The following is a 21706-nucleotide window of genomic DNA, read 5'->3' as shown; positions in this document are numbered from 1 at the left end:
CGCGGGGGCGGTCCGGGGTTTAGAACAGCCGACCCTCGGCCGAATTCGCCTGCGCCAGCCCTGTCAGCAGTTTCTTCACCGGCGCCGGCAGCGCGGTGGCTGCCAGTTCATCGGCCGGCACCCAGCGCGACGGCGGGCCGCCTGCGCGCAGCGCGGCCGAGCGCACTTCCACCCACCACGGCCGGATATGCAGCCGGTAGTGCGTGAAGGTATGCGAGAACGCGGCCAGCGCGCTGTGCCGCTCCGGTTCCAGGCCCAGTGCCCGGGACGCCGCGCCGGGATCGCCGGCCGCGTCGAATTCGGGCAGGCTCCACAGCCCGCCCCAGATGCCGGGCTCGGGCCGCTGCTGCAACAGGTAGGCGCCATTCCATTGCAGCACCAGCATTGCGGTTTCGCGTTCGGGCACCGCCTTGCGCGCCTTGGGCGTGGGCAGCTCGGCCTGGCGGCCTTCGCGCCTGGCCACGCAGGTATCGGCCACCGGACACTTGTCACAGGCCGGCTTGCCGCGCGTACAGAGCGTGGCGCCCAGGTCCATCAGGCCCTGGGTATAGGCGGCCATGTCCAGGTCCGGCGCCACTTCGACCTGCGTGTCCGCCAGCGCCCACAGGCGCTGTTCGACCTCGCGCTTGGACGGATCGCCGGCGATGCCGAAGTGGCGCGTGAACACGCGCTTGACGTTGCCGTCCAGGATCGGGGAACGCTCGCCGTAGGCGAAGGCGGCGATGGCGGCCGCCGTGGAGCGGCCGATGCCCGGCAGGGTGGCGATGGCTTCGGCCGTGGGCGGGAAGCGGCCCTGCCAGTCGCGCGCGATTTCTTGCGCGCAGCGGTGCAGGTTGCGGGCGCGCGCGTAGTAGCCCAGGCCGGCCCAGTAAGGCATCACGTCTTCCTGAGCGGCGGCGGCCAGTGCGGCCACGTCGGGAAAGCGGGCCAGGAAGCGCTCGTAGTACGGGATCACGGTGGCGACCTGGGTCTGCTGCAGCATGATCTCCGACAGCCAGATGCGGTACGGATCGCGAGTGTTCTGCCAGGGGAGATCGTGGCGGCCGTGCAGGCGCTGCCAGGCGACGATACGGGGAGAAAATTCCATCGTGAAAGTATAAGGCCCACCCCGAAGCGCCTGCGGCGCTTCCCCTCAAGGGGCGCCGCGGCGGACCGGCGGAGCCGGATCCGCGCGGCCGCGTTTGTGCGGCGTCAGGGGCTGGCGCGGGGTGGGCTCGTGTGTCCGGCGTGGCTGTTTGCCTTGGCTGTCGAGGCGGCATTCCGGGTTCATGGGAAGCGCGATGCAGGCGTGCGGCGGCGCGCGCTTGAATGCATAATGGCCGCAGGCGTCCTGGACGCCTTCCTCTTTGCCAAAGGGGGAAGCCGGAGCGCGGCAACTTCAGGCGCGGCGGCGGGTTTGTGCTGTGGATTTATGTATTGCGATTGCAGGTCGAGTGACACTCACTGGAGCGATGTACATGAATGCGCCTCTTTCGCCGGCCGTGCTGGCGGCCCTCGAATCCGTCCAGCTGGACGACAGGTACACCCTTGAAACCGGCCGCGCCTGGATGAGCGGCATCCATGCGCTGGTGCGCCTGCCGATGATGCAGCGCCTGCGCGACTCGCGGGTCGGGCTCAACACCGCCGGTTTCGTGTCGGGCTACCGGGGGTCGCCGCTGGGCGGCGTGGACCAGAACATGTGGAAGGCCGCCAAGTACCTGAAGGCGCACCATGTCGAGTTCCAGCCCGGCATCAACGAGGACCTGGCCGCCACCGCGGTCTGGGGCACGCAGCAGGTCAACCTGTTTCCCGGCGCGCGTTACGACGGCGTGTTCGGCATGTGGTACGGCAAGGGACCGGGCGTGGACCGCTGCGGCGACGTGTTCAAGCACGCCAACGCCGCCGGCACCTCGCCGCATGGCGGCGTGCTGGTCGTGGCGGGCGACGATCATCCGGCCAAGTCCTCCACGTTGCCGCACCAGAGCGATCACATCCTGAAGGCCTGCATGATTCCGGCGCTGTTCCCGGCCAGCGTGCAGGAAGTGCTGGACTACGGCCTGCATGGCTGGGCCATGAGCCGCTACGCGGGCGTCTGGGTGGGCATGAAGTGCATCACCGACATCGTCGAGGTGTCCGCCTCGGTCGACGTGGATGTCGAGCGCGTCAAGATTCTGCTGCCCGAGGATTTCCAGCTGCCGCCCGATGGCCTGAACATCCGCATTCCCGACACGCCGCTGCAACAGGAAGCGCGGTTGCTGGACTACAAGCTGTACGCCGCGCTGGCCTATGCGCGCGCCAACCAGCTCAACCGCGAGCCTTGGCACGTGCCCGCCAGCGAGGCGCGCTTCGGCATCATGACGTCGGGCAAGGCCTATCTGGACACCTGTCAGGCGCTGGCGGACCTGGGCCTGTCGCCCGAGGTCTGCCGGCGCATCGGCCTGCGGCTGTTCAAGGTGGGCATGGTGTGGCCACTGGAATCCACCGGCACGCAGCGCTTCGCCGACGGGCTGGACGAGATCCTGGTGGTGGAGGAAAAGCGCCAGGTGCTGGAATACCAGCTCAAGGAAGAGCTGTTCGGCTGGATCGGCAGCGGCAAGAAGATCCCGCGCGTGGTCGGCAAGTTCGACGACAAGGACGGCGGCGAGTGGGCGGTGCCGCAGGGCAACTGGCTGCTGCCCGCGCACTACGAGTTCTCGCCCGCCATGGTGGCCAAGGCCATCGCCTCGCGGCTGCTGCGCTTCGAGCTGCCCGAGGACGTGCGCGCCGGCATCCAGGCGCGGCTGGACGCCATCGCCGCCCGCGAACGGGCGCTGGCGCGCCCGCGCGTGGTCGAGGAGCGCAAGCCCTGGTTCTGCTCGGGCTGTCCGCACAATACCTCCACCCGCGTGCCGGAGGGTTCGCGCGGCATGGCCGGCATCGGCTGCCACTACATGGTGACCTGGATGGGCCGCAACACCCAGGCCTACACCCAGATGGGCGGCGAGGGCGTGCCGTGGATCGGCCAGGCGCCCTTCACCGACGAGAAGCATGTGTTCGCCAACCTGGGCGACGGCACCTACTTCCATTCCGGGCTGCTGGCGATCCGCGCGGCGGTCGCGGCCAAGGCGCCGATCACCTACAAGATCCTGTTCAACGACGCGGTGGCCATGACCGGCGGGCAGCCGGTGGACGGCCCCATCAGCGTGCCCATGATCAGCCGCCAGGTCGCGGCCGAGGGCATCGACAAGATCGTGGTGGTGACGGACGAGCCGGACAAGTATCGCGGCATGGCCGGCATGGCGCCGGGCGTGCCGGTGCATCACCGCGACGAACTCGACGCGGTGATGCGCGAACTGCGCGACCACGCCGGCGTGTCGGTGCTGATCTATGACCAGACCTGCGCCACCGAGAAGCGCCGGCGCCGCAAGCGCGGCGCCTATCCCGACCCGGCGCGGCGCGTGCTCATCAACGAGCGCGTGTGCGAGGGCTGCGGCGATTGTTCGGAGCAGTCCCATTGCCTGTCGGTCGAGCCGCTGGAGACCGAGTTCGGCCGCAAGCGCGCCATCAACCAGTCCAGCTGCAACAAGGATTTCTCCTGTCTGAAGGGCTTCTGCCCCAGCTTCGTGACGGTGGAAGGCGGCAAGCTGCGCAAGCCGCAGCCGCTGGCGCCCGAGGGCGCGATCGACGACGCGCTGCCGGCGCCGGCGGTGCCCGGTCTTGCGCGCCCTTATGGCGTATTCATCGCCGGCGTGGGCGGCACCGGCGTGGTCACCATCGGCCAGCTGCTGGGCATGGCCGCGCATATCGAGGGCAGGGGCTGTTCGGTGCTGGACATGGCGGGCCTGGCGCAGAAGGGCGGCGCCGTGTATTCGCACGTGGTGCTGGCCGCCGCGCCGGATCAGCTGATGAACACGCGCGTGGCGATGGGCGAGGCGGACCTGGTGCTGGCTGGCGACCTGGTGGTGGCCACCAGCGCCGACGCCATGGCGCGCCTGTCGCCGGGACGCACGCGCGTGCTGCTCAACAGCGACACCGCGCCGACCGCCGCCTTCGTCAAGAATCCCGACTGGACCCTGCCCGGCGCGGCGCTGGCCTCGGAGCTGGAAGGCGTGTGCGGCAAGGAGCACGTGGATACGGTGGACGCGGCCGCGCTGGCGGTGGCGCTGCTGGGCGATGCCATCTACGCCAACCCGTTGATGATGGGCTATGCCTACCAGAAGGGCTGGCTGCCGCTGTCGCGCGAGTCGCTGCTGCGCGCCATCGAGCTCAACGGCCAGCAGGTGGCCGCCAATCAGGCGGCTTTCGCCTGGGGGCGGCGCGCGGCCCAGGACCTGGCCGAGCTGAACCGGCTGGTGGCGCAGGGGCCGAAGCCGGCGTCGGCCTATCCGGAGGGCATCGTCGAACTGCGCCGCCCGCGCGCAGCAGCGCCGGTGGCCGAGCTGAAGAAGCCCGCGGGCGAGCTGGAGCAGCTGGTGTCGGTGAGACGCGAGTTCCTGACCCGGTACCAGGATGCCGCCTACGCCGCGCGCTACGCCGACCTGGTCGACAAGGTGGCGCGCGCCGAGCGCGAGGCCACCGGCACGCAGCGGCTGGCGCTGGCGGTGGCGCGCTATGCCTTCAAGCTGATGGCCTACAAGGACGAATACGAGGTGGCGCGCCTGTACTCCGACGGCGAGTTCGAGCGCCGCGTGGCGCAGCAGTTCGAGGGCGACTGGAAGCTGCGCTTCCATCTGGCGCCGCCGTTGTTCGCGCGGCGCGGCCCGGACGGCAAGCCGGTCAAGCGCGCCTACGGACCGGGCACGCTGCGCCTGTTCCGTTTGCTGGCGCGGCTGCGGCGCCTGCGAGGCACGCGCTTCGATCCGTTTGGCTACACCGCCGAGCGGCGCGCCGAGCGCGAGCTGGTCAGGGACTACCACGAGACGCTGACGGCCATCCTGCCCAAGCTCAATCGCGGCAACCTGGACCGCGCCGTGGCGCTGGCCAGCGTGCCCGAAGAGATACGCGGCTACGGCCACGTGAAGGAGGCCGCCATGGCGCGCGCGGTGCAGCGCCGCGAGGCGCTGCTGAAGGATTTCACCGCGACGGTGGTGAAGCTGGGCGGGACGCGGGCGGCCTGAAGGCGGGGCAGGGGCGCCGGCCTGTATCGCCCGGCGCGAGCGCCGCAGACCATGCGCTGCGGGCCGGCCAGGCGTGGGCCGCCTGGCTGCGCCCGGCTGGGAGCGGATCGGCGTTCGCGCCGATCCGCCCGGAATCAGCCGGTGGTTTCCGTCTTGTTGCGGCGGGTGATGCCGGTATCGAAACGCTCCACGCCAGGGCGCGCGGCGCCCGTGTTGAAACGTTCCACGCCGGGGCGGGCGGGCGCGGTGTCGAAGCGCTCCACGCCGGGCCGGGCAGCCGGACGCTTGAACAGCTCCACGCCGGGACGCGTGAAGCGTTCGACGCGCGGCGGGCTCTCGGTCTTGGCCTGCACGCTTTGCGCGGCGACCTGTTCGCGCTTGGCGATGATCTCCTCGGCGCGCTGGTGATGGGGCGCCATCTTGCGCACCATCACCCGGCCGTCGCGCGGGAAATAGTTGATGCGCCGCGCATGCACGTCGCCCAGGTCCTGGGCCTTGACGGGGATGCCTTCGGTCTTCAGGTAGTTCAGCACGAACTGGCCGTTGCGTTCGCCGATGTTCATCTGCTGCATGGCGGACAGCACCGCGCCGCCGCCGAACACCTTGGCTTCCAGGCGGTCGCGCGAGGCGCCGGCCTTGAGCAGTTCGTTGATCAGCACTTCCATGGCGAAGGCGCCATAGCGCATGGTGGCCGAGGCGGGCGACTGCATGTCGCCCTCCGGCAGCATGAAATGGTTCATGCCACCGACCCCGGTTTTGGGATCGTGGATACAGGCGGCGACGCACGACCCGAGCACGGTCGAGATCATCAGGTCTTCGTCGGTGACGTAGTACTCGTTAGGAAGTACCTTCACCGCCTGACATTGGAACGCGCTGTCGTAGTAATGGCGCGTTGCGCGAGCTTCAAGACGGGAGACCATGGCGCTGGATATTGGGCAAGGGCAACGATAAGGACACGTAAGGCACTGCTACGGAAAACAGAATTCGTTTCAAAATATGTAAAAAATTTGCGCTTTATTCTTGCATATTCGCAAGATCAGCGGGAGAAATGCTGTGTAACGGCGGCGACTATGCGTCCCTGCTTATATGGCTGGCTGCTTCCCCTGTGTTCTGTTCTTTCCGTTCCGCGGCGGCGGCCTGCCGCAACGCCCTGGCGCTGCGGTCCGGCACGGGTTTCGCCGTCTTCGCGGGCAGAGGCTGCACAGTCGCGCGCAGCCCCGCCGGGATGATCTGGAACCATCCTACATGGAGGCCGCGCGTGGCTTTCCCCCGATCACGGGGAAGAAGGTGCTTTATACGGGGCTTTAGAACGGCGTTTGACGCCGTGCTCAGAAACGTGTGCTGCGCGTGACCGACCAGCGCGCCGACAGCGCGCCCAGCACGGCGGCGGCCAAGACGGCGCTCGCCAGCACGGGCGTGCCGGGCAATCGCAGGGCGAACTCGGCGCCGTAGCTGCGGGCCAGGCCGAGCAGGGCGTTGTTCAGCGGCGACAAGGCCAGCGCCGCCACGCCGATGGCCAGCAGCGAGGCCAGCGCGCCCGACAGGCCTCCCAGGTACAGGAAGGGACGGCGCACGAAGGATTCGGTGGCGCCGACCAGCCGCGCCACGGCGATTTCCTCGCGTTGCGACAGCGCCTGCATGCGCACGGTGTTGAACACCGTCGCCAGCACCACGACCGCCACGCAGGCGGCCAGGAAGCCCAGGCCGATGCGGGCGAAGCGCAGGATGGCCTCCAGCCGCTGGACCCAGGCGCTGTCCAGCTGCACCAGGTCGACCTGGTCCCATTGCTTCCATACCTTGGCCAGCCGGTCCGCGCGGCCCGACAGGTCTTCACCGTCGGCCAGCGTGACCACCACCGCGTCCGGCAGCGGGTTGCCCGGCAGCACGGCCAGCGCCTGCTGCCAGGCGGGGTTGGCGCGCAGGCTGGCCAGCGCGTCGTCGCGGCCGACCACGCGCACGGCGCGCACATCGTCGTGGTTTTCAGACTGGATGCGCTTGGCCACGCCGGCGGCCGCGCCGGCCGGGGCGTCCACGCGCATGAATACAGTGACTTCGGGCGTGACCGACATCTGGCGCGCCACCGGCTGCACCGATACCAGGATGGCGCTGCCCAGCAGCGGCAGCGCCAGGGCCAGGGCCATGACCAGCAGGTTGGCCAGGGAAGAGAAGGGTTGCTTGATCAGCCGGCGCACGGTGACCATGAGCGCGTAGCGGTGTTGGCGCAGCCAGGCGTTCATGCTTGCGCTCCTTCGCCGGCGGCCGGCGCGGGCGTGGCCGGGCCATGGGAGTCGGAGAACTTGCCGGGGTCGATGCGCAGGGTGCGCGTGGCGTAGCGCGCCATGAGTTCCTGGTCGTGCGAGGCGATCAGCGTGGTGACGCCGACGCGGTTGAAGTCGCGGAACACATTCATGATGCGCTGCGCGTTGTCATGGTCGAGGTTGGCGGTGGGCTCGTCGGCGATGAGGATGGCGGGGCGGTTGACGATGGCGCGGGCGATCGCCAGGCGCTGCTGCTCGCCGCCGGACAGCTCGATCGGGTTCAGTTCTTCCTTGCCCGACAGGCCGACCTTGTCCAGCGCCGCGCGGGCGCGCGCGGCCGCCGAGTCCCAGGCCTGGCCGGTGACGGCCAGCGGCAGCATCACGTTTTCGAACGCGCTGCGGTCGAACAGCAGATGGGTGTCCTGCAGGATGACGCCGACGGCGCGCCGCAGATAGGGGCGCGCGCGCGCCGGCAGCTTGTCCAGCCGTTGCCCGTTGACCTGGATGGAGCCACGGCTGGCGGGCTCCAGCCCGCCGATCAGCTTGAGCAGGGTGGACTTGCCGGCGCCGGACGGTCCGGACACGAAGATGAACTCTCCCGCGCTCACGCGGAAGTTGATGTCGGCCAGAATATTGCGGCCGCGGCCATACGATTTGAAGACGTGCTGGAATTCGATCATGGCGGCTGTCGGATGAAGCCGCAATAGTAACTCGGGGACAGGGAGAAGGACGCATTCCCGCGTGGCCAAGACGTTTCCAAAGCCTGCATGTGACCGAGCGGAAACGCGATTCTTTCGAACGAAAAACCGTCCCCGTTTTTCGCGGTGAACGGTGTTTTTATTCAACCAGTGTCCCTATATTTCGAGGGAATTCCCCGATGCGCCGTTTGCTGCGCCGCCGCTACCATTCGGCGCATGTGCAGGGCCTACACGGCCCGGTTACCGGCTTCGATTCACCCACACGGAGATCACGATGAAAGTACTGAAACTCGCTGCTGTCGGCGCCGCCTTGTTCGCTGCTTCCGCAGCTTCCCACGCGGGCGCGACCTTCGATAACGTCAAGAAGAAAGGGTTTGTACAGTGCGGCGTTTCCACGGGCATCCCGGGGTTCTCGATCGCGGACAGCAAGGGTGAATGGAAGGGCCTGGACGTGGACCTGTGCCGCGCCATCGCCGCCACCATGTTCGGCGACGCCAGCAAGATCAAGGTCACGCCGCTGAACACGCAGCAGCGCTTCACCGCGCTGCAGTCCGGCGAAGTCGACGTGCTGACCCGCAACACCACCGTCACGCTGACGCGCGACACCACGCTGGGCCTGATCGGCGTGGGCGTGAACTACTACGACAGCCAGGGCGTGATGGTCTCCAAGGACCTGAACGTCAAGAGCGCCAAGGAACTGAACGGCGCCACCATCTGCGTGCAGCCCGGCACCACCACCGAGCTGAACCTGGCCGACTGGTTCCGCGGCCAGAAGATCGAATTCAAGCCCGTCGTGATCGACAAGTACGACGAGATCATCCGCGCCTTCTCGGCCGGCCGTTGCGATGCCTTCACGACCGACAAGTCGCAGCTGGCCTCGACCCGCACCACGCTCGAGAACCCGGACAAGTACGTGATCCTGCCGGAAGGCTTCTCCAAGGAGCCGCTGGGCCCCATGGTGCGCCAGGGCGACGAGCAGTGGTTCAACGTGGTCCGCTGGTCGCTGAACGCCATGTTGGAAGCCGAGGAATACGGCATCACCAAGGCCAACGTCGACGAGATGACCAAGAGCACCAACCCCAACATCCAGCGCATCCTGGGCGTGACCCCGGGCATGGGCAAGAACCTGGGCGTGGATGACAAGTGGGCCTACAACATCATCAAGCAGGTGGGCAACTACGGCGAGAGCTTCGAGACCACGCTCGGCCAGAAGAGCGCCATGAAGCTTGAACGCGGCCTGAACGCTTCGTACAAGAACGGAGGTCTGATGTACGGCTGGCCCGTGCGCTGACACGCGGCTGCCCGGGGGCGGGACCGGATGTCCCGCCCTGCCCGCCACGCGCGGGCGGCAGGAGTGGGCGGCGCGACCTGCGTGGCGCCGCCGCCCGGTATCCGACTTCTGTAGAAGTGATTCATGACGAATTCCAACAATAATGCCCATCAGCCGGCGCCGCGGTCTTCCGCCGGCGCCCAGCTTGCTCCCAAGCGGCGGCTGAACTGGAACGATCCGGGCGTGCGCGCGGTGGTGTACCAGGTGGTCGCGCTGGCGGCGGTAGCGCTGGCCGTGTGGTTCCTGGTATCGAATACCCTGCACAACCTGGCGGTGCGCAACATCGCCACCGGCTTCGGCTTCCTCAACCGCGAGGCCGGTTTCGCCATCGGCGAAACGCCGGTCGCCTACACACCCGCCGACACCTATGGCCGCGCCATCTGGGTCGGCCTGCTCAACACCCTGCGCGTGGCGGTCATCGGCATCGTGCTGGCCACGCTCCTCGGCACGCTGATCGGCATCGGCCGGCTGTCGAAGAACTGGCTGATCGCCAAGATCACCTCGATCTACGTCGAGGTCATGCGCAACGTGCCGCTGCTGCTGCAACTGTTCTTCTGGTACGCGCTGATCACGGAAAACATGCCTGGCCCGCGCCAGGCGCACAATCCGCTGCCGGGCGTGTTCATCTCCAACCGCGGCCTGAAGGTGCCGGGGCTGGAGGGTAACTCGCTGGACTGGATGCTGATCGGGCTGGCCGTGGCCATCGTCGCCATCCTGTTCCTGGGCCACTGGGGCAGGAAGCGCCAGGAAGCCACCGGACGCGTGTTCCCGCTGGGCCGCGCCGCCATCGGCCTGATCGTGCTCGGCCCGCTGGTCGGCTGGCTGGCCAGCGGCGCCTCGCTGACGCTGGACATGCCGGAACTGAAGGGCTTCAACTTCTCGGGCGGCCTGACGCTGTCGCCGGAGTTCGCCGCGCTGCTGGCCGGCCTGGTGATCTACACCTCGGCCTTCATCGCCGAAGTGGTGCGCTCGGGCATCCAGGCGGTGAACAACGGCCAGTGGGAAGCGGCCGGCTCGCTCGGCCTGCGCCGTCCGCTGGTGCTGCGCCTGGTGGTGCTGCCGCAGGCGCTGCGCGTGATCATCCCGCCGATGACCAGCCAGTACCTGAACCTGACCAAGAACAGCTCGCTGGCCGTGGCCATCGGCTATCCGGACATCGTGTCGGTGGTCAACACCACGCTGAACCAGACGGGCCAGGCGATCGAGGGCATCCTCATCATCATGGCCGCCTACCTGACGGTCAGCCTGTCGATCTCGATTTTCATGAACTGGTACAACAAGCGCATCGCGCTGGTGGAGCGTTGAGATGAGCAGCACTACGCATACCCCCAGTGAAGGCCTGCCGCCTCCCAAGACGCATGTCGGCGTCTGGGCGTGGATCCGCAGCCGCCTGCTGTCGTCGCCGCTGAACATCCTCATCACGGTGCTGGCCGCCTGGTTCCTGCTGATGGCGGTGCCGGCGCTGGTGGAGTGGGCCTTCATCAAGGCCAACTACACGGCCAGCAACGCCCAGGAATGCCGTCAGTCGGTGGGCGGCGCTTGCTGGGCCTTCATCATTGAAAAGCACCGGCTGATCCTGTTCGGAACCTACCCGTTCGACGAGCAATGGCGCCCGCTGATCGCCACCATCATCCTGGTGGCGGTGATCGTGTGCAGCGGCATCCGCCGTTTCTGGAACTGGAAGCTGGCCCTGATCTGGACCGTCGGCCTGACCGCCGTCGCGCTCCTGATGTGGGGCGGCGTGTTCGGCCTGACCTATGTCGAGAACGCGCGCTGGGGCGGCCTGCCGCTCACGCTGATCCTGTCGACCTTCGGCATCGCCTTCGCCTTCCCCATCGGCGTGCTGCTGGCCCTGGGCCGGCGCTCGAAGATGCCGGCGATCAAGGCGCTGTGCGTCGTGTACATCGAGCTGATCCGGGGCGTGCCGCTGATCAGCCTGCTGTTCATGTCCTCGGTGATGCTGCCGCTGTTCCTGCCGGAAGGCTTCACCATTGACAAGCTGCTGCGCGCGCAGATCGCCATCATCATGTTCGCGGCGGCCTACATTGCCGAGACGGTGCGCGGCGGTTTGCAGGCGATCCCCAAGGGGCAGTACGAAGGCGCGGATTCGCTGGGCCTGAACTACTGGCAGCAGATGCGCAAGATCATCCTGCCGCAGGCGCTGAAGATCGTGATCCCGCCGCTGGTGAGCATCTTCATCGCGCTGTTCAAGGACACCTCGCTGGTGGTGATCATCGGCATCTTCGATCTGACGCTCGCGGCCAAGGCGGCCCTGTCCGACGCGGCGTGGCGCGGGTTCGGGGTGGAGGCGTACCTGTTCATCTCGCTCATCTACTTCGTGTTCTGCTTTTCCATGTCCAAATACAGCCAGGCGCTGGAACGGCGACTGGCCACTGGCCACGCGCGCTAGCCACTACCGCGCGTCCGCCGCGAGGCGGGCGCGCACAGCGATATCTACGGGAGTACAGGCATGTCTGATGCCATCATTCGTTTGCAGGACGTGAACAAGTGGTACGGCCAGTTCCACGTTTTGCGCAACATCAACCTGGACGTGGCGCCGGGTGAGCGCATCGTGGTCTGCGGGCCGTCGGGTTCCGGCAAGTCCACCATGATCCGTTGCATCAACCGGCTGGAAGAGCACCAGAAGGGCCATATCATCGTGGACGGCACCGAGCTCACCAACGACCTCAAGCACATCGAGACGATCCGCAAGGACGTGGGCATGGTGTTCCAGCACTTCAACCTGTTCCCGCACCTGACGGTGCTCGAGAACCTGACGCTGGGCCCCATGTGGGTGCTGAAGAAGCCGCGCGCCGAGGCCGAGGCCACGGCCATGAAGTATCTGGAGCGCGTGCGCATCCCCGACCAGGCCAAGAAGTTCCCCGGCCAGCTGTCCGGCGGCCAGCAGCAGCGCGTGGCCATCGCGCGTTCGCTGTGCATGAGCCCCAAGATCATGCTGTTCGATGAGCCGACCTCGGCGCTGGACCCGGAAATGGTCAAGGAAGTGCTGGACGTGATGGTGAGCCTGGCCCAGGAAAGCGGCATGACCATGCTGTGCGTGACCCACGAAATGGGCTTCGCGCGCAAGGTCGCCAACCGGGTCATCTTCATGGACCGTGGCGAGATCATCGAGCAGAACAGCCCGGACGAGTTCTTCGACAACCCGCAGAACGAGCGCACCAAGCTGTTCCTGAGCCAGATCCTGCATTGACGGCCGGCAAGTCCGGTAGGAAAAAGCCGCCTTCGGGCGGCTTTTTCATCGCCGGGCCGCTGCGGTATGCTACGAGCCGCCATTCAAGCGTAGACAGGAGCAAGACCCCATGAATCAAGCCCCCCGCAGCGCCGTCCGTCGCGTCCTGCTGAGCGGCGCCGTGGCGCTGGCCGCCGCGCTGTCCTTCGGCGCGCCCGCCCAGGCCCAGAACACCGATTTCCCCACCAAGCCGCTGCGCTTCGTGGTGCCTTACCCGCCCGGCGGCCCGCTCGACACCATGGCCCGCATGCTGGCCGAGAAGGTGCGCGCCTCGCTGGGCCAGCCCGTCATCGTCGAGAACCGTTCCGGCGCGGGCGGCAACATTGGCGCCGACCTGGTGGCCAAGGCGCCGGCCGACGGCTACACGCTGGTCATGGGCGCGGTGGCGACCCACGCGATCAACCCGTGGCTGTTCGCCAACCTGCCGTATGACCCGGTCAAGGATTTCGCGCCGATCACCATCGTGGCCTCGGTGCCGAACGTGCTGGTCATGAACGTCGAGTTCGCGCAGAAGAACAAGATCGAGAAGCTGGCCGACCTGATCGACTACGCCAAGAAGAATCCCGGCAAGCTGAACTACGGCTCGGGCGGCAACGGCAGCGCCGGCCACCTGTCGGGCGAGCTGCTCAAGGCGCGCGCCGGCATCAGCGTCGAGCACATTCCCTACCAGGGCGCCGCGCCCGCGCAGCTGGCGCTGTTGTCGGGCCAGTCGGACTTCATGTTCGACAACCTGGCCGCGTCCGCGCCGCTGATCAAGGACGGCAAGGTCAAGGCGCTGGCCGTGACCACCGCCAAGCGTTCCTCGCTGCTGGCCGACGTGCCCACCGTGCAAGAATCCGGCGTCCAGGGCTTCGACCTGGGCACCTGGTTCGGCGTCTTCACCACGGGCGGCACGCCCGCGCCGGTGGTCGCCAAGCTGAACCAGGCCTATGCCGACGCGATGAAGCAGGACGACGTCAAGCAGCGCCTGCTGACCATGGGTTCGGAAGCGGGTTCGATGACGCCCGAAGCCTTCGCCGAGTTCGTCAAGAACGAAAAGGCCAAGTACCAGGAGATCGTCAAGATCTCGGGCGCCAGCCTGAACTGATCCGGCAAGAAGCATCAACGGCCCGGCGCCTCAAGCGCCGGGCCGTTTTCATTTCGCCGTCTTGATGCCGGTACGCCGGTTCAGTCGTCCTCGTCGGCGAGCGGGGCGTTCAGCAGGCCGTCTATCAACCGCGCCAGCTGCTTGTGGTCCACGTCCAGGTTGGTGCAGCCGTATTGGTCAGGGTCGCGGTTGACCCAGGCGCCCGCCGCGCGCCAGCCGGCGTCCTGCGGTTCCAGCCGCAGCGCATAGATCCAGGTGCCGGTCCAGCTGCGGTGCAGGCACAGCTGGCCGTCTTCCAGGTAGATGAACCACTTGTCTTCCATCTCCCGTGGAATGCGGCCTTGGCGCAGGCGCGCGTACTGGTCGGCGTCGTAGACGGCGTCGAAGGGCAGGTCGGCCCGCTTGGCGGGCGCCGGCAGGCGCTTCCAGGAGTCGGCTCGGGCGATGGGCATGGCGGCGTCGTGTCCTATGCGATGCGGAAGGTTCCGAATACTACGGCCCCGCCACGCATTTGTCTGCCGCCATGCCCGTCCTGCCTCGATCTACATCTTGCACTCGGCCGCGTGCACGTCGGTGTGGTCGCGCGCCAGCACCTTGACGTTCTTGTAGACCAGCTTGCCGTCGGCGCCTTCCTCGATGTGCAGCAGGTACCAGTCCTGCACGGGGTGCTGATTGGAACCGAACTTGAACTTGCCGCGCACGCTGGGGAAGTCGGCGCGGCGCAGCGCGTCGCGGAACGCGTCGGGCTTGCCGGCGATGTCGCCACCGACCGCCTTCAGGCCGGATCCGATCAGGTTGGCCGTGTCGTAGGCCTGGGCCGCGTAGGCGGTGGGCGCGCGCTTGTAGGCCTTGGTGAAGGCGTCGACGAAGTGCTTGTTCTGCGGATTGTCCAGATCGGCGCTCCACAGCGAACTCAGGTAGAAGCCCTTGCCGGCGCTGCCGGTGGCGGCCAGCATGCGGTCGTCCATCGAGTAGATCGGCGTGATCATCTTGATCTTGCCGGCCAGTCCGGAATTGGCGAACTGCTTGGTCAGGTTGATGCCCGCGCCGCCGGGGTGGAACTGGAACAGCGCGTCCGGATCGAGCGAGCGGATGCGCGCAAGTTCCACCGAGAAGTCCGACTGGTCGAGCTTGGTGTAGATCTCTTCGACGATCTCGCCCTTGTAGGCGCGCTTGAAGCCGGCCACCGCGTCGCGCCCGGCCTGGTAGTTGGGCGCCATGACGACCACGCGCCTGGCGCCCAGCTCGTTGGCGGCCATGCCGGCGGTGTCGGCGTAGGAGTCGTTCTGGAACGCCACCGAGAAATAGTTGGGATTGCAGGCGCGGCCGGCGTAGTTCGACGGCGCGGCGTTCAGGCTGACGTAGAAGCCGCCGGCGTTGAGCACGGCGGGCGCGACGGCGGCCAGCACGTTCGAGAAGTTCACGCCGGTGAACAGGCGCACGCCGCTCTGCACCATCCTGTCGGCGCTTTGCTTGGCGTTGGCGGGCTTGAGCGCGTCGTCCTCGACGCGCACGTTGACGGGCACCCCGCCGAGCTTGCCGCCGCCTTCCTGCACGGCCAGCATGAAGGCGTCGCGCTCGTCCTCGCCGATGTAGCCGGCGGGCGTGGATAGCGTGCCGATGAAGCCGATGTCCACGGGTTTTTGCTGCGCGCCGGCGGCGTGTGCGTACAGCGCCAGCAGCGTGACGGCCGACGCGGCGACGCGGCGGGCGGCGCGCCGGGACGCGCCGGCGGCGGGTGTTGCGGCAATGCGGACGGCGCCGCGGGTAGGTGCGTGCTTCATGTCGTCTCCTCCTGTGCCTGCTTTTTTATGGTTGGATGGGTCCCGCGAGGCATTGCTCCACTTTCCAGCCGTAGAGCCATTGCAACGCGTCCTGGAACTGGGACTGGCTGCGGCCGGTCCACAGCGAATTGCGCACGGTGCGTTCGACGCCGCGCGCGTGATACAGCCGGCCCATCTCGCGCGTGGACCAGACCACGCGCGCGCTGCGCGGGATGCGGACCGACTCGTAGCGGCGGAAGGCCGCCTCCAGGTCGTGGTCGCAGGCGCGCACGGCCTCGCCCAGCGTCACGGCGTCTTCCAGCGCCATGCAGGCGCCTTGCGCCATGTACTGGGTCATCGGATGCGCGGCGTCGCCCAGCAGCGTGACGCGGCCCTGGCCCCAGTGCTCGACCGGCTCGCGGTCCGCGGTGGCCCAGCGTTTCCACGAGGTAGGCCGGTCCAGCATCTGGTGCGGGCGCGGGTGTATGTCCTGGAAGTACGACAGCACTTCTTCCTTGCTGCCGTCGCGCACGCCCCATTCCTCCTGCTCGCGGCTGTGGAAGGTGACGACCAGGTTGTATTGCTGGCCGCCGCGCAGCGGATAGTGGACCAGGTGGCAGTGCGGGCCAGCCCACAGCACGGGCGCGTTGATGCGCAGTTCCTCGGGCATGTTGTCGCGCTCGACCACGGCCCGGTAGACCACGTGACCGGTGACGCGCACCGGATCGCCCACCATGCGCTGGCGGATCACGGACTTGACGCCGTCGGCGCCGATCACGGCATCGGCCTGGTAGCGGCGGCCCTGCGTGTCCACCACTTCGGCGCGCCCGCCTTGCTGCGACACGTCGGCGATCTGGGTGGAGGTGTGGAAGCGGATCAAGGGATCCTGCCGCACGGCTTCCAGGATGGACAGGTGGATGTCGGCGCGGTGGATGACAGCATAGGGGCCGCCGAAGCGGGCGCGGAAGTCCTCGCCCGTATCGATGCGCACCACCTCGCGGGCATCTACCGCGTCCATCATGATGATGTGGTCGGTGAAGACGGCGCGTTCGCGCGCGGCGCGGCCGACGCCCAGCGCGTCCAGCGCCGCGAAGGCGTTGGGGCCGAGCTGGATGCCCGCGCCGATCTCGCCGATCTGCGAGGCCTGTTCCAGAAGCTGCACCGCCACGCCCTGGCGCGTGAGCGCCAGCGCCGCGGCCAGGCCGCCGATGCCGCCGCCCACCACGATGACCGATTGTCGGGCGGAGCTGTCCGCCGTTGCCGTGTTCATGCCCGTTTCCTTGCCGCCGTTGTGTCCATCGTCATGCTTCATGTCGCCGCCGCCGAGGGCGGCGTTGCTCGCTCAGTCCTGGCCGCCCAGGAACGCGCCTTGCTCGCGCAGGCGCGCCTGCAAGAGCGCCACGGACAGCTCGGCCGGCAGCGTGCCGGCCTTCAACGCCAGCGCCGCCGCGGCGCCGGCGGCCTCGCCCATCGCGAAGCAGCTGCCGCTGACGCGCGCGGCCGACTGGCCCTCGTGCGTCATGGACGCGCAGCGGCCCGCCACCAGCACGTTGCGCGCCGCGCCGGCGTCGCGTCGCGGCAGCATCATGCGGTAGGGCAGCTGGTTGTAGCCGCGCGATTCGGGAATGGGCGGCCACAGCCATTTCACGTCGCCGGCCATGTGCATCTCCAGCGGCCAGCCGTTCACGCCGATGCTGTCGTCGAAGTCGGCGCAGCCCAGCACGTCGTCCTGCGTCAGCATGTACTCGCCGACGATGCGCCGGGTTTCGCGGATGCCGAGTTGCGGCGCGATGTCCAGCACATAGGCCTGCTCGAAGCCCGGCACCTTGGCGCGCAGGAAGGCCAGGTACTGCACGATCTGGCGGCGGCCTTCCAGCTCGCCGGCCGACAGCGATTCGGCGTCGGTGCCGTCGGCCGCGCCGCCATCGGCATCGGCCAGCTGGGTCACGTTGACCCGCCATTCGTAGTCGTGCTTCTGCGGACGCACGATGGCGCCCCGGCGCGGGAAGGTGAATTCGCCGCTGGCGGCGGCCGCGTCCATCAGCGCCGGTATGGTCTTCCAGGCTTCTTGCGCCCGCGCGCCGTCGACGTTGCCGACCTTGAACATCAGCGTGGGGTAGAGCATGCCGCCATGGGCGTCGCCCTTTTCAAAGGGCAGGCCGGACCAGGCCGCCAGGTCGGCGTCGCCTGAACAGTCGATGAAGACGCGGCCGCGCACCGCGCGGCGGCCCGACTTGGTTTCCAGGAACAGCGTGTCGACGTCGCCATCGGCGCCGCGCGCCATGCCGGTGGCCAGCGCATGGAACAGGACGCCGGCGCCGCTGTCCCGCAGCAGGCCGTCGGCCGCGCACTTGAAGGCCGAGATGTCGTAGGCCTGGGCGTGGATCTTGCCCAGGATCAGGTGCGGCTCGTTCAGCCCGTCCAGCGCGCGCATGCGGTCCAGCAACTCATCCGTCATGCCATGCACCACCTGCCGGATCGTGCCGTGCACGTTGGCGTGCAGGCCGCAGAAGTTCGACACGCCGGCCGCCGTGCCCATGCCGCCCAGGAAGCCATAGCGTTCGACCAGCAGCACGCTGGCGCCGTTGCGCGCGGCGCTGGCCGCGGCCAGCAGGCCGGCCGGGCCGCCGCCCAGCACGACGACATCGTATTCGCCGTGCAGCGGGGTCTGGCGGGCGGGTTCGGTGATGTGCATCCGTGTCTCCTTGCCGGCGCGGCGCGCCTACTGGCCCTTGATGCCGAGTTTCTTGATGAGGGGGCTCCAGCGTTGCAGCTCGTCGTCCATGTAGGCGCGGAACTGCGCGGGCGTGTCGCCCACCGGATCCATGAACTGGGCCTGCAGGCGCTTGGCGACCTCCGGATCGCGGATCGCCTGGATCAGCGCGTCGGACAGTTTCTTCTGGATGTCGGCCGGCACCTTGGACGAGATGACGAAGCCGATCCAGGCCGAGCCCTCGATGCCCTGCACGCCGGCCTCGGCCAGCGTGGGAATCTCTGGCAGCAGCGCCGAGCGCTTGGAAGAGGTCACCGCCAGCGCCTTCAGCCTGCCGTCCTTGACCATGGGCATGACCGCGATGGGCGGCAGCGCGCCGAATTGCGTGTCGCCCGACATCAGCGAGGTCAGCGCGGCCGGCGACGAGGGGTAGGGCACATGCGTGGCGCGCGCGCCGATCTGCTGCAGCAGCAGTTCCACCGCCAGGTGGGACACGGTGCCGGTGCCGGTCGAGGGGAAGTTGTACTTGTCCGGGTTCTTCTTCAGCGCGTCCAGCAGCTGGCCGACGTTGGCGATGCCGGAACCGGCCGGCACCACCAGCACGTTGGGCTGGTGCACCGCCAGCGTCAGCGGCGCCAGGTCGGTGGCGGGCGCATAGGGCAGCTTGTCGAACAGCAGCGTGTTGTTCACCAGCGGGCCGGTGATGGACACGCCGAAGGTGTAGCCGTCGGGCTTGGCATTGGCGATGGCGTAGGTGCCGATGTTGCCGCTGGCGCCGGGCTTGTTCTCGACCACGATGCTCTGGCCGAGCAGCGCGCCCGCCTTCTCGGTGACGATGCGCGCCACCTGGTCCGGGCTGGAGCCGGGGCCGAACGGCACCAGCGCCTTGAGCGGCTGGCTGGGCCAGGCCTGGGCCTGGGCGGCGGCCAGCGGCGCCAGCGCGGCGAGGGCCAGCGCGACGGCGCTTGCGGCCAGGGTCAAGGGCTTATGCATGGTTGTCTCCCGCGTCCTTCATGGCATCGAAGTAGGTCTGTTCATTGGCGATGAAGGCCGCCACCATGGCGCGATAGGCGGCGTCGACCACCTGCTCCAGATTGGCGAAGCCCTGGTTGTGGCGCTCGGCCAGGCGGCGCGCCTTTTCAAAGACCTCGGCCTGGCGCGCCGGGGCGCTGACCTGGTAGGCGTCGCGCTTGAAGCGGGCGGCGTCCTTCACGTACATGGCGCGCTCGGCGATCAGCTTGACGATCTGGTCGTCAAGCCGGTCGATGTTGGCGCGCACGTCGGCCAGCGTGGCGCACAGCGGTCGGTAGTCCGGGTCCAGGTACTCGCGCAGCGGACGGCCTTGGGTATCGGGTTCTTGCATGGTTTCCTGCTCGGGCTATTGGATGTAGTCGGGCTGTTGGGCGGGCGCGGCCCGCTGGAAGGCGGGCTGGGCGATGCAGTGTTCATGGACGCGCATGACATGGGCGTACGGCGTCAGGTCGCAGCCCATGCGCTGCGCGTTGGCCACCTGGGGCACCAGGCAGCAATCGGCCAGCGTGGGCGCGTCGCCGAAGCAATAGGCGCCTTGGCCGTGGCGCTGCAGCAGCGCCTCGACGGCGGCCATGCCTTCGGCGATCCAGTGGCGATACCAGTCGTTCTTCTGCGCGTCGCTGGCGCCCAGCACGTCCTGCAGGTAGCGCAGGATGCGCATGTTGTTGACGGGATGGATGTCGCAGGCGATGGCCAGCGACAGTTCCAGCACGCGCGCCCGCGCCAGCGCATCCGTGGGCAGCAGGCGCGGCTCGGGATGGGTGGCGTCCAGGTAGTCGATGATGGCCAGCGACTGGGACAGCTGCGTGTCGCCGTCGATCAGCAGCGGCACGCCGGCGGACGGGTTCAGCGCCACATATCCGGCGGCGCGCTGCTCCTGTTTGCGCAGGTTCACCGGCAGGTATTCATAGGACAGCCCCTTGAGCGCCAGCGCGATGCGCACGCGGTACGAGGTGGAGCTGTTGAAGAAGTTGTGCAGTTGCATGGGCGGCTCTTTGCAAGGTTTCAGGCCATGCGCACGCTGAGCGTGCCCAGGCCGTCGACGCCGCCGGTCATGAGGTCGCCGCGCACCACCGGGCCCACGCCTTCGGGCGTGCCGGTATAGATCAGGTCGCCGGCTTCCAGGCGGAAGTACTTCGACAGGTAGGCCACGGTCTCGGCCACCGACCAGATGAGCTTGCCGATGTCGCTGCGCTGCTTGTCGCGGCCGTTGACCTGCAGCCAGATGCCGGCGCGGGCGATGTCGGGCAGCGCGGCGGCGGGGCGCAGCGGGCCGATCGGCGCGCTCTGGTCGAAGGCCTTGCCCAGCTCCCAGGGGCGGCCGGCCTCGCGCATCTTCATCTGCAGGTCGCGGCGCGTCATGTCCAGGCCCACGGCATAGCCCCAGACATGGTCCAGCGCGTTTTCCACAGCGATGTTCGAGCCGCCCTTGCCGATGGCGGCGACGAGCTCGATTTCATAGTGCAGGTTGGCGGTCTCGGGCGGGTAGGGCAGGGATAGCGTTTCGCCTTCGGCCACCGGCACCACGGCGTCGGCCGGCTTGCAGAAGAAGAAGGGTGGCTCGCGGTCCGGGTCGAAGCCCATCTCGCGGGCATGGGCGGCGTAGTTGCGGCCCACGCAATAGACGCGGCGCACGGGATAGCGGTCGGCGCTGCCGGCCACGGGCACCGCGACGGGCGCGGCGGGGGCAAAGACGGAAGACATGGATCACCCTTCTGATGCGGGACTGTCGGAAAACGGAAAGGCGCGCGGGGGCCGCGCGTTCAGTCGGCGCGCGCTTCGCGCCAGACGCCCAGCGCGGCCTGCACCGGGCGGTCGGAATAGCTGAACAGCGTGGCGTCTTCCAGCGCCGCCAGCTGCAGCGGCTGCCAGGACGGCGCCACGAACACGTCGCGCGGGCCGAAATGGAATTCCTGCTCGCCGATGCGGGCCGTGCCGCGGCCTTCCACCACGCAGTAGACGGTGGAGTCGGTGCTGCGGCTGGTCTTGCCCTGGAAGCCGGCGGGCAGGAGCTGCATGAAGGTGGCCATGGTGGGCATGGGATAGCCGCCCGTGGCCGGATTCAGGTAGCGCAGCTTGACGCCGTCCCAGGGGTCCAGCTCGCCGTGGCGGTAGAGCTGGTCCAGCGCCTCGCGGCTGCGCTCGTACGGATAGTTGAAGATCGGCGAGGTGCCGCCCGTCGCCTGGTGGCGCACCGGCGCCATGTTGTGGCCGTAGCGCGCCATGCTGTCGCCCTCGGGGCGGGTGACGGGCTGGGTGGCCGACGGGTAGTTCTCGGCGAAGCCCGCGTCCAGGAAGCGCAGCAGCGGGATGTCCAGGCCGTCCAGCCAGACCACCGGCTCGCCGCCGTCGGCGCTGTCGGCGTTGCCGTGGTCATGCCAGGTCCAGGACGGGGTGATGATGAAATCGCCGGGGCGCATGGTGGTGCGCTCGCCGTTGACCGCCGTGTAGGCGCCGCGTCCCTCGACGATGAAGCGCAGCGCGGATTGGGTGTGGCGGG

The 21706-nt window shown here is 68.2% G+C and carries 19 protein-coding genes; 6 read left to right on the top strand and 13 right to left on the bottom strand.

Features of this window, described 5'->3' with window-relative positions; translation table 11 throughout:
* Positions 1 to 19: 19 nt before the first annotated feature.
* Complete coding sequence (mutY, locus tag KDH83_RS14855; RefSeq protein WP_212317101.1) at positions 20 to 1087, bottom strand: A/G-specific adenine glycosylase; 1068 nt, start codon at positions 1085 to 1087, stop codon at positions 20 to 22.
* Between the two features lie 370 nt (positions 1088 to 1457).
* On the opposite strand from mutY, the gene KDH83_RS14850 reads away from it, so the two are divergent.
* A complete protein-coding gene (locus KDH83_RS14850) occupies positions 1458 to 5075 on the top strand; it encodes an indolepyruvate ferredoxin oxidoreductase family protein (RefSeq protein WP_212317099.1) in 3618 nt (1205 codons plus the stop codon).
* Between the two features lie 134 nt (positions 5076 to 5209).
* On the opposite strand, the gene cheD is transcribed toward KDH83_RS14850, so the two are convergent.
* From cheD to KDH83_RS14835, 3 genes are all read right to left on the bottom strand, one after another.
* Positions 5210 to 5995 carry a chemoreceptor glutamine deamidase CheD gene (gene cheD / locus KDH83_RS14845; protein WP_212317092.1) on the bottom strand — a complete coding sequence of 262 codons (786 nt, stop codon included), beginning with the start codon at positions 5993 to 5995 and terminating at the stop codon, positions 5210 to 5212.
* A gap of 408 nt (positions 5996 to 6403) precedes the next feature.
* On the bottom strand, positions 6404 to 7312 hold the full coding sequence (locus tag KDH83_RS14840) for a permease-like cell division protein FtsX (RefSeq protein WP_212317090.1): 909 nt from the start codon (positions 7310 to 7312) through the stop codon (positions 6404 to 6406).
* Positions 7309 to 8013 (bottom strand): ATP-binding cassette domain-containing protein, encoded by a 705-nt coding sequence (locus KDH83_RS14835; RefSeq protein ID WP_103272244.1) that lies wholly within the window; start codon positions 8011 to 8013, stop codon positions 7309 to 7311. The genes KDH83_RS14840 and KDH83_RS14835 overlap by 4 nt, the downstream gene beginning before the upstream one ends.
* 292 nt (positions 8014 to 8305) lie before the next feature.
* On the opposite strand from KDH83_RS14835, the gene KDH83_RS14830 reads away from it, so the two are divergent.
* The 5 genes from KDH83_RS14830 to KDH83_RS14810 all read left to right on the top strand — a co-directional run bounded on the left by KDH83_RS14830 (position 8306) and on the right by KDH83_RS14810 (position 13698).
* Positions 8306 to 9322: an amino acid ABC transporter substrate-binding protein gene (locus tag KDH83_RS14830; RefSeq protein ID WP_103272245.1), complete on the top strand. Its 1017-nt coding sequence runs from the start codon at positions 8306 to 8308 to the stop codon at positions 9320 to 9322.
* A gap of 123 nt (positions 9323 to 9445) precedes the next feature.
* Positions 9446 to 10666, top strand: a complete 1221-nt coding sequence (locus KDH83_RS14825; protein ID WP_212317088.1) for an amino acid ABC transporter permease — start codon at positions 9446 to 9448, stop codon at positions 10664 to 10666.
* 1 nt (position 10667) lies between these two features.
* Positions 10668 to 11771 (top strand): amino acid ABC transporter permease, encoded by a 1104-nt coding sequence (locus tag KDH83_RS14820; RefSeq protein ID WP_212317086.1) that lies wholly within the window; start codon positions 10668 to 10670, stop codon positions 11769 to 11771.
* A gap of 60 nt (positions 11772 to 11831) precedes the next feature.
* Positions 11832 to 12572, top strand: coding sequence for an amino acid ABC transporter ATP-binding protein (locus KDH83_RS14815; RefSeq protein ID WP_103272248.1), 741 nt, complete (start codon positions 11832 to 11834; stop codon positions 12570 to 12572).
* A gap of 109 nt (positions 12573 to 12681) precedes the next feature.
* A complete protein-coding gene (locus KDH83_RS14810) occupies positions 12682 to 13698 on the top strand; it encodes a tripartite tricarboxylate transporter substrate binding protein (RefSeq protein WP_212317084.1) in 1017 nt (338 codons plus the stop codon).
* 80 nt (positions 13699 to 13778) lie between these two features.
* Here KDH83_RS14810 and KDH83_RS14805 read toward each other — a convergent pair whose 3' ends face one another.
* The 9 genes from KDH83_RS14805 to KDH83_RS14765 form a co-directional block, all read right to left on the bottom strand.
* Positions 13779 to 14150: a hypothetical protein gene (locus KDH83_RS14805; RefSeq protein WP_212317082.1), complete on the bottom strand. Its 372-nt coding sequence runs from the start codon at positions 14148 to 14150 to the stop codon at positions 13779 to 13781.
* 90 nt (positions 14151 to 14240) lie between these two features.
* Positions 14241 to 15482, bottom strand: a complete 1242-nt coding sequence (locus tag KDH83_RS14800) for an ABC transporter substrate-binding protein (RefSeq protein WP_249205120.1) — start codon at positions 15480 to 15482, stop codon at positions 14241 to 14243.
* Positions 15483 to 15507: 25 nt separating this feature from the next.
* Entirely contained in the window at positions 15508 to 16731 is a 1224-nt protein-coding gene (locus KDH83_RS14795; protein WP_212317115.1) for a 3-hydroxybenzoate 6-monooxygenase, read from the bottom strand.
* 72 nt (positions 16732 to 16803) lie between these two features.
* The gene (locus tag KDH83_RS14790) at positions 16804 to 18156 is read right to left on the bottom strand and encodes an FAD-dependent oxidoreductase (protein ID WP_212317074.1); all 1353 of its coding nucleotides are present in this window, start codon (positions 18154 to 18156) and stop codon (positions 16804 to 16806) included.
* 27 nt (positions 18157 to 18183) lie between these two features.
* Positions 18184 to 19167, bottom strand: coding sequence for a tripartite tricarboxylate transporter substrate binding protein (locus KDH83_RS14785; protein WP_212317072.1), 984 nt, complete (start codon positions 19165 to 19167; stop codon positions 18184 to 18186).
* Complete coding sequence (locus tag KDH83_RS14780) at positions 19160 to 19537, bottom strand: chorismate mutase (RefSeq protein ID WP_103272257.1); 378 nt, start codon at positions 19535 to 19537, stop codon at positions 19160 to 19162. The genes KDH83_RS14785 and KDH83_RS14780 overlap by 8 nt, the downstream gene beginning before the upstream one ends.
* A gap of 15 nt (positions 19538 to 19552) precedes the next feature.
* Complete coding sequence (gene maiA, locus KDH83_RS14775; RefSeq protein WP_212317070.1) at positions 19553 to 20191, bottom strand: maleylacetoacetate isomerase; 639 nt, start codon at positions 20189 to 20191, stop codon at positions 19553 to 19555.
* Positions 20192 to 20211: 20 nt separating this feature from the next.
* Positions 20212 to 20910, bottom strand: coding sequence for a fumarylacetoacetate hydrolase family protein (locus KDH83_RS14770; protein WP_212317068.1), 699 nt, complete (start codon positions 20908 to 20910; stop codon positions 20212 to 20214).
* Between the two features lie 59 nt (positions 20911 to 20969).
* A partial coding sequence (locus tag KDH83_RS14765; RefSeq protein ID WP_249205119.1) for a cupin domain-containing protein occupies positions 20970 to 21706 on the bottom strand: 737 nt, incomplete at its 5' end.

It is taken from the genome of Achromobacter sp. Marseille-Q0513, assembly GCF_018195695.1.
Lineage (GTDB): Bacteria > Pseudomonadota > Gammaproteobacteria > Burkholderiales > Burkholderiaceae_B > Achromobacter.
The sequence above is the reverse complement of the archived record's forward strand: the minus strand, read 5'-3'. Positions and strand labels throughout refer to the sequence as shown.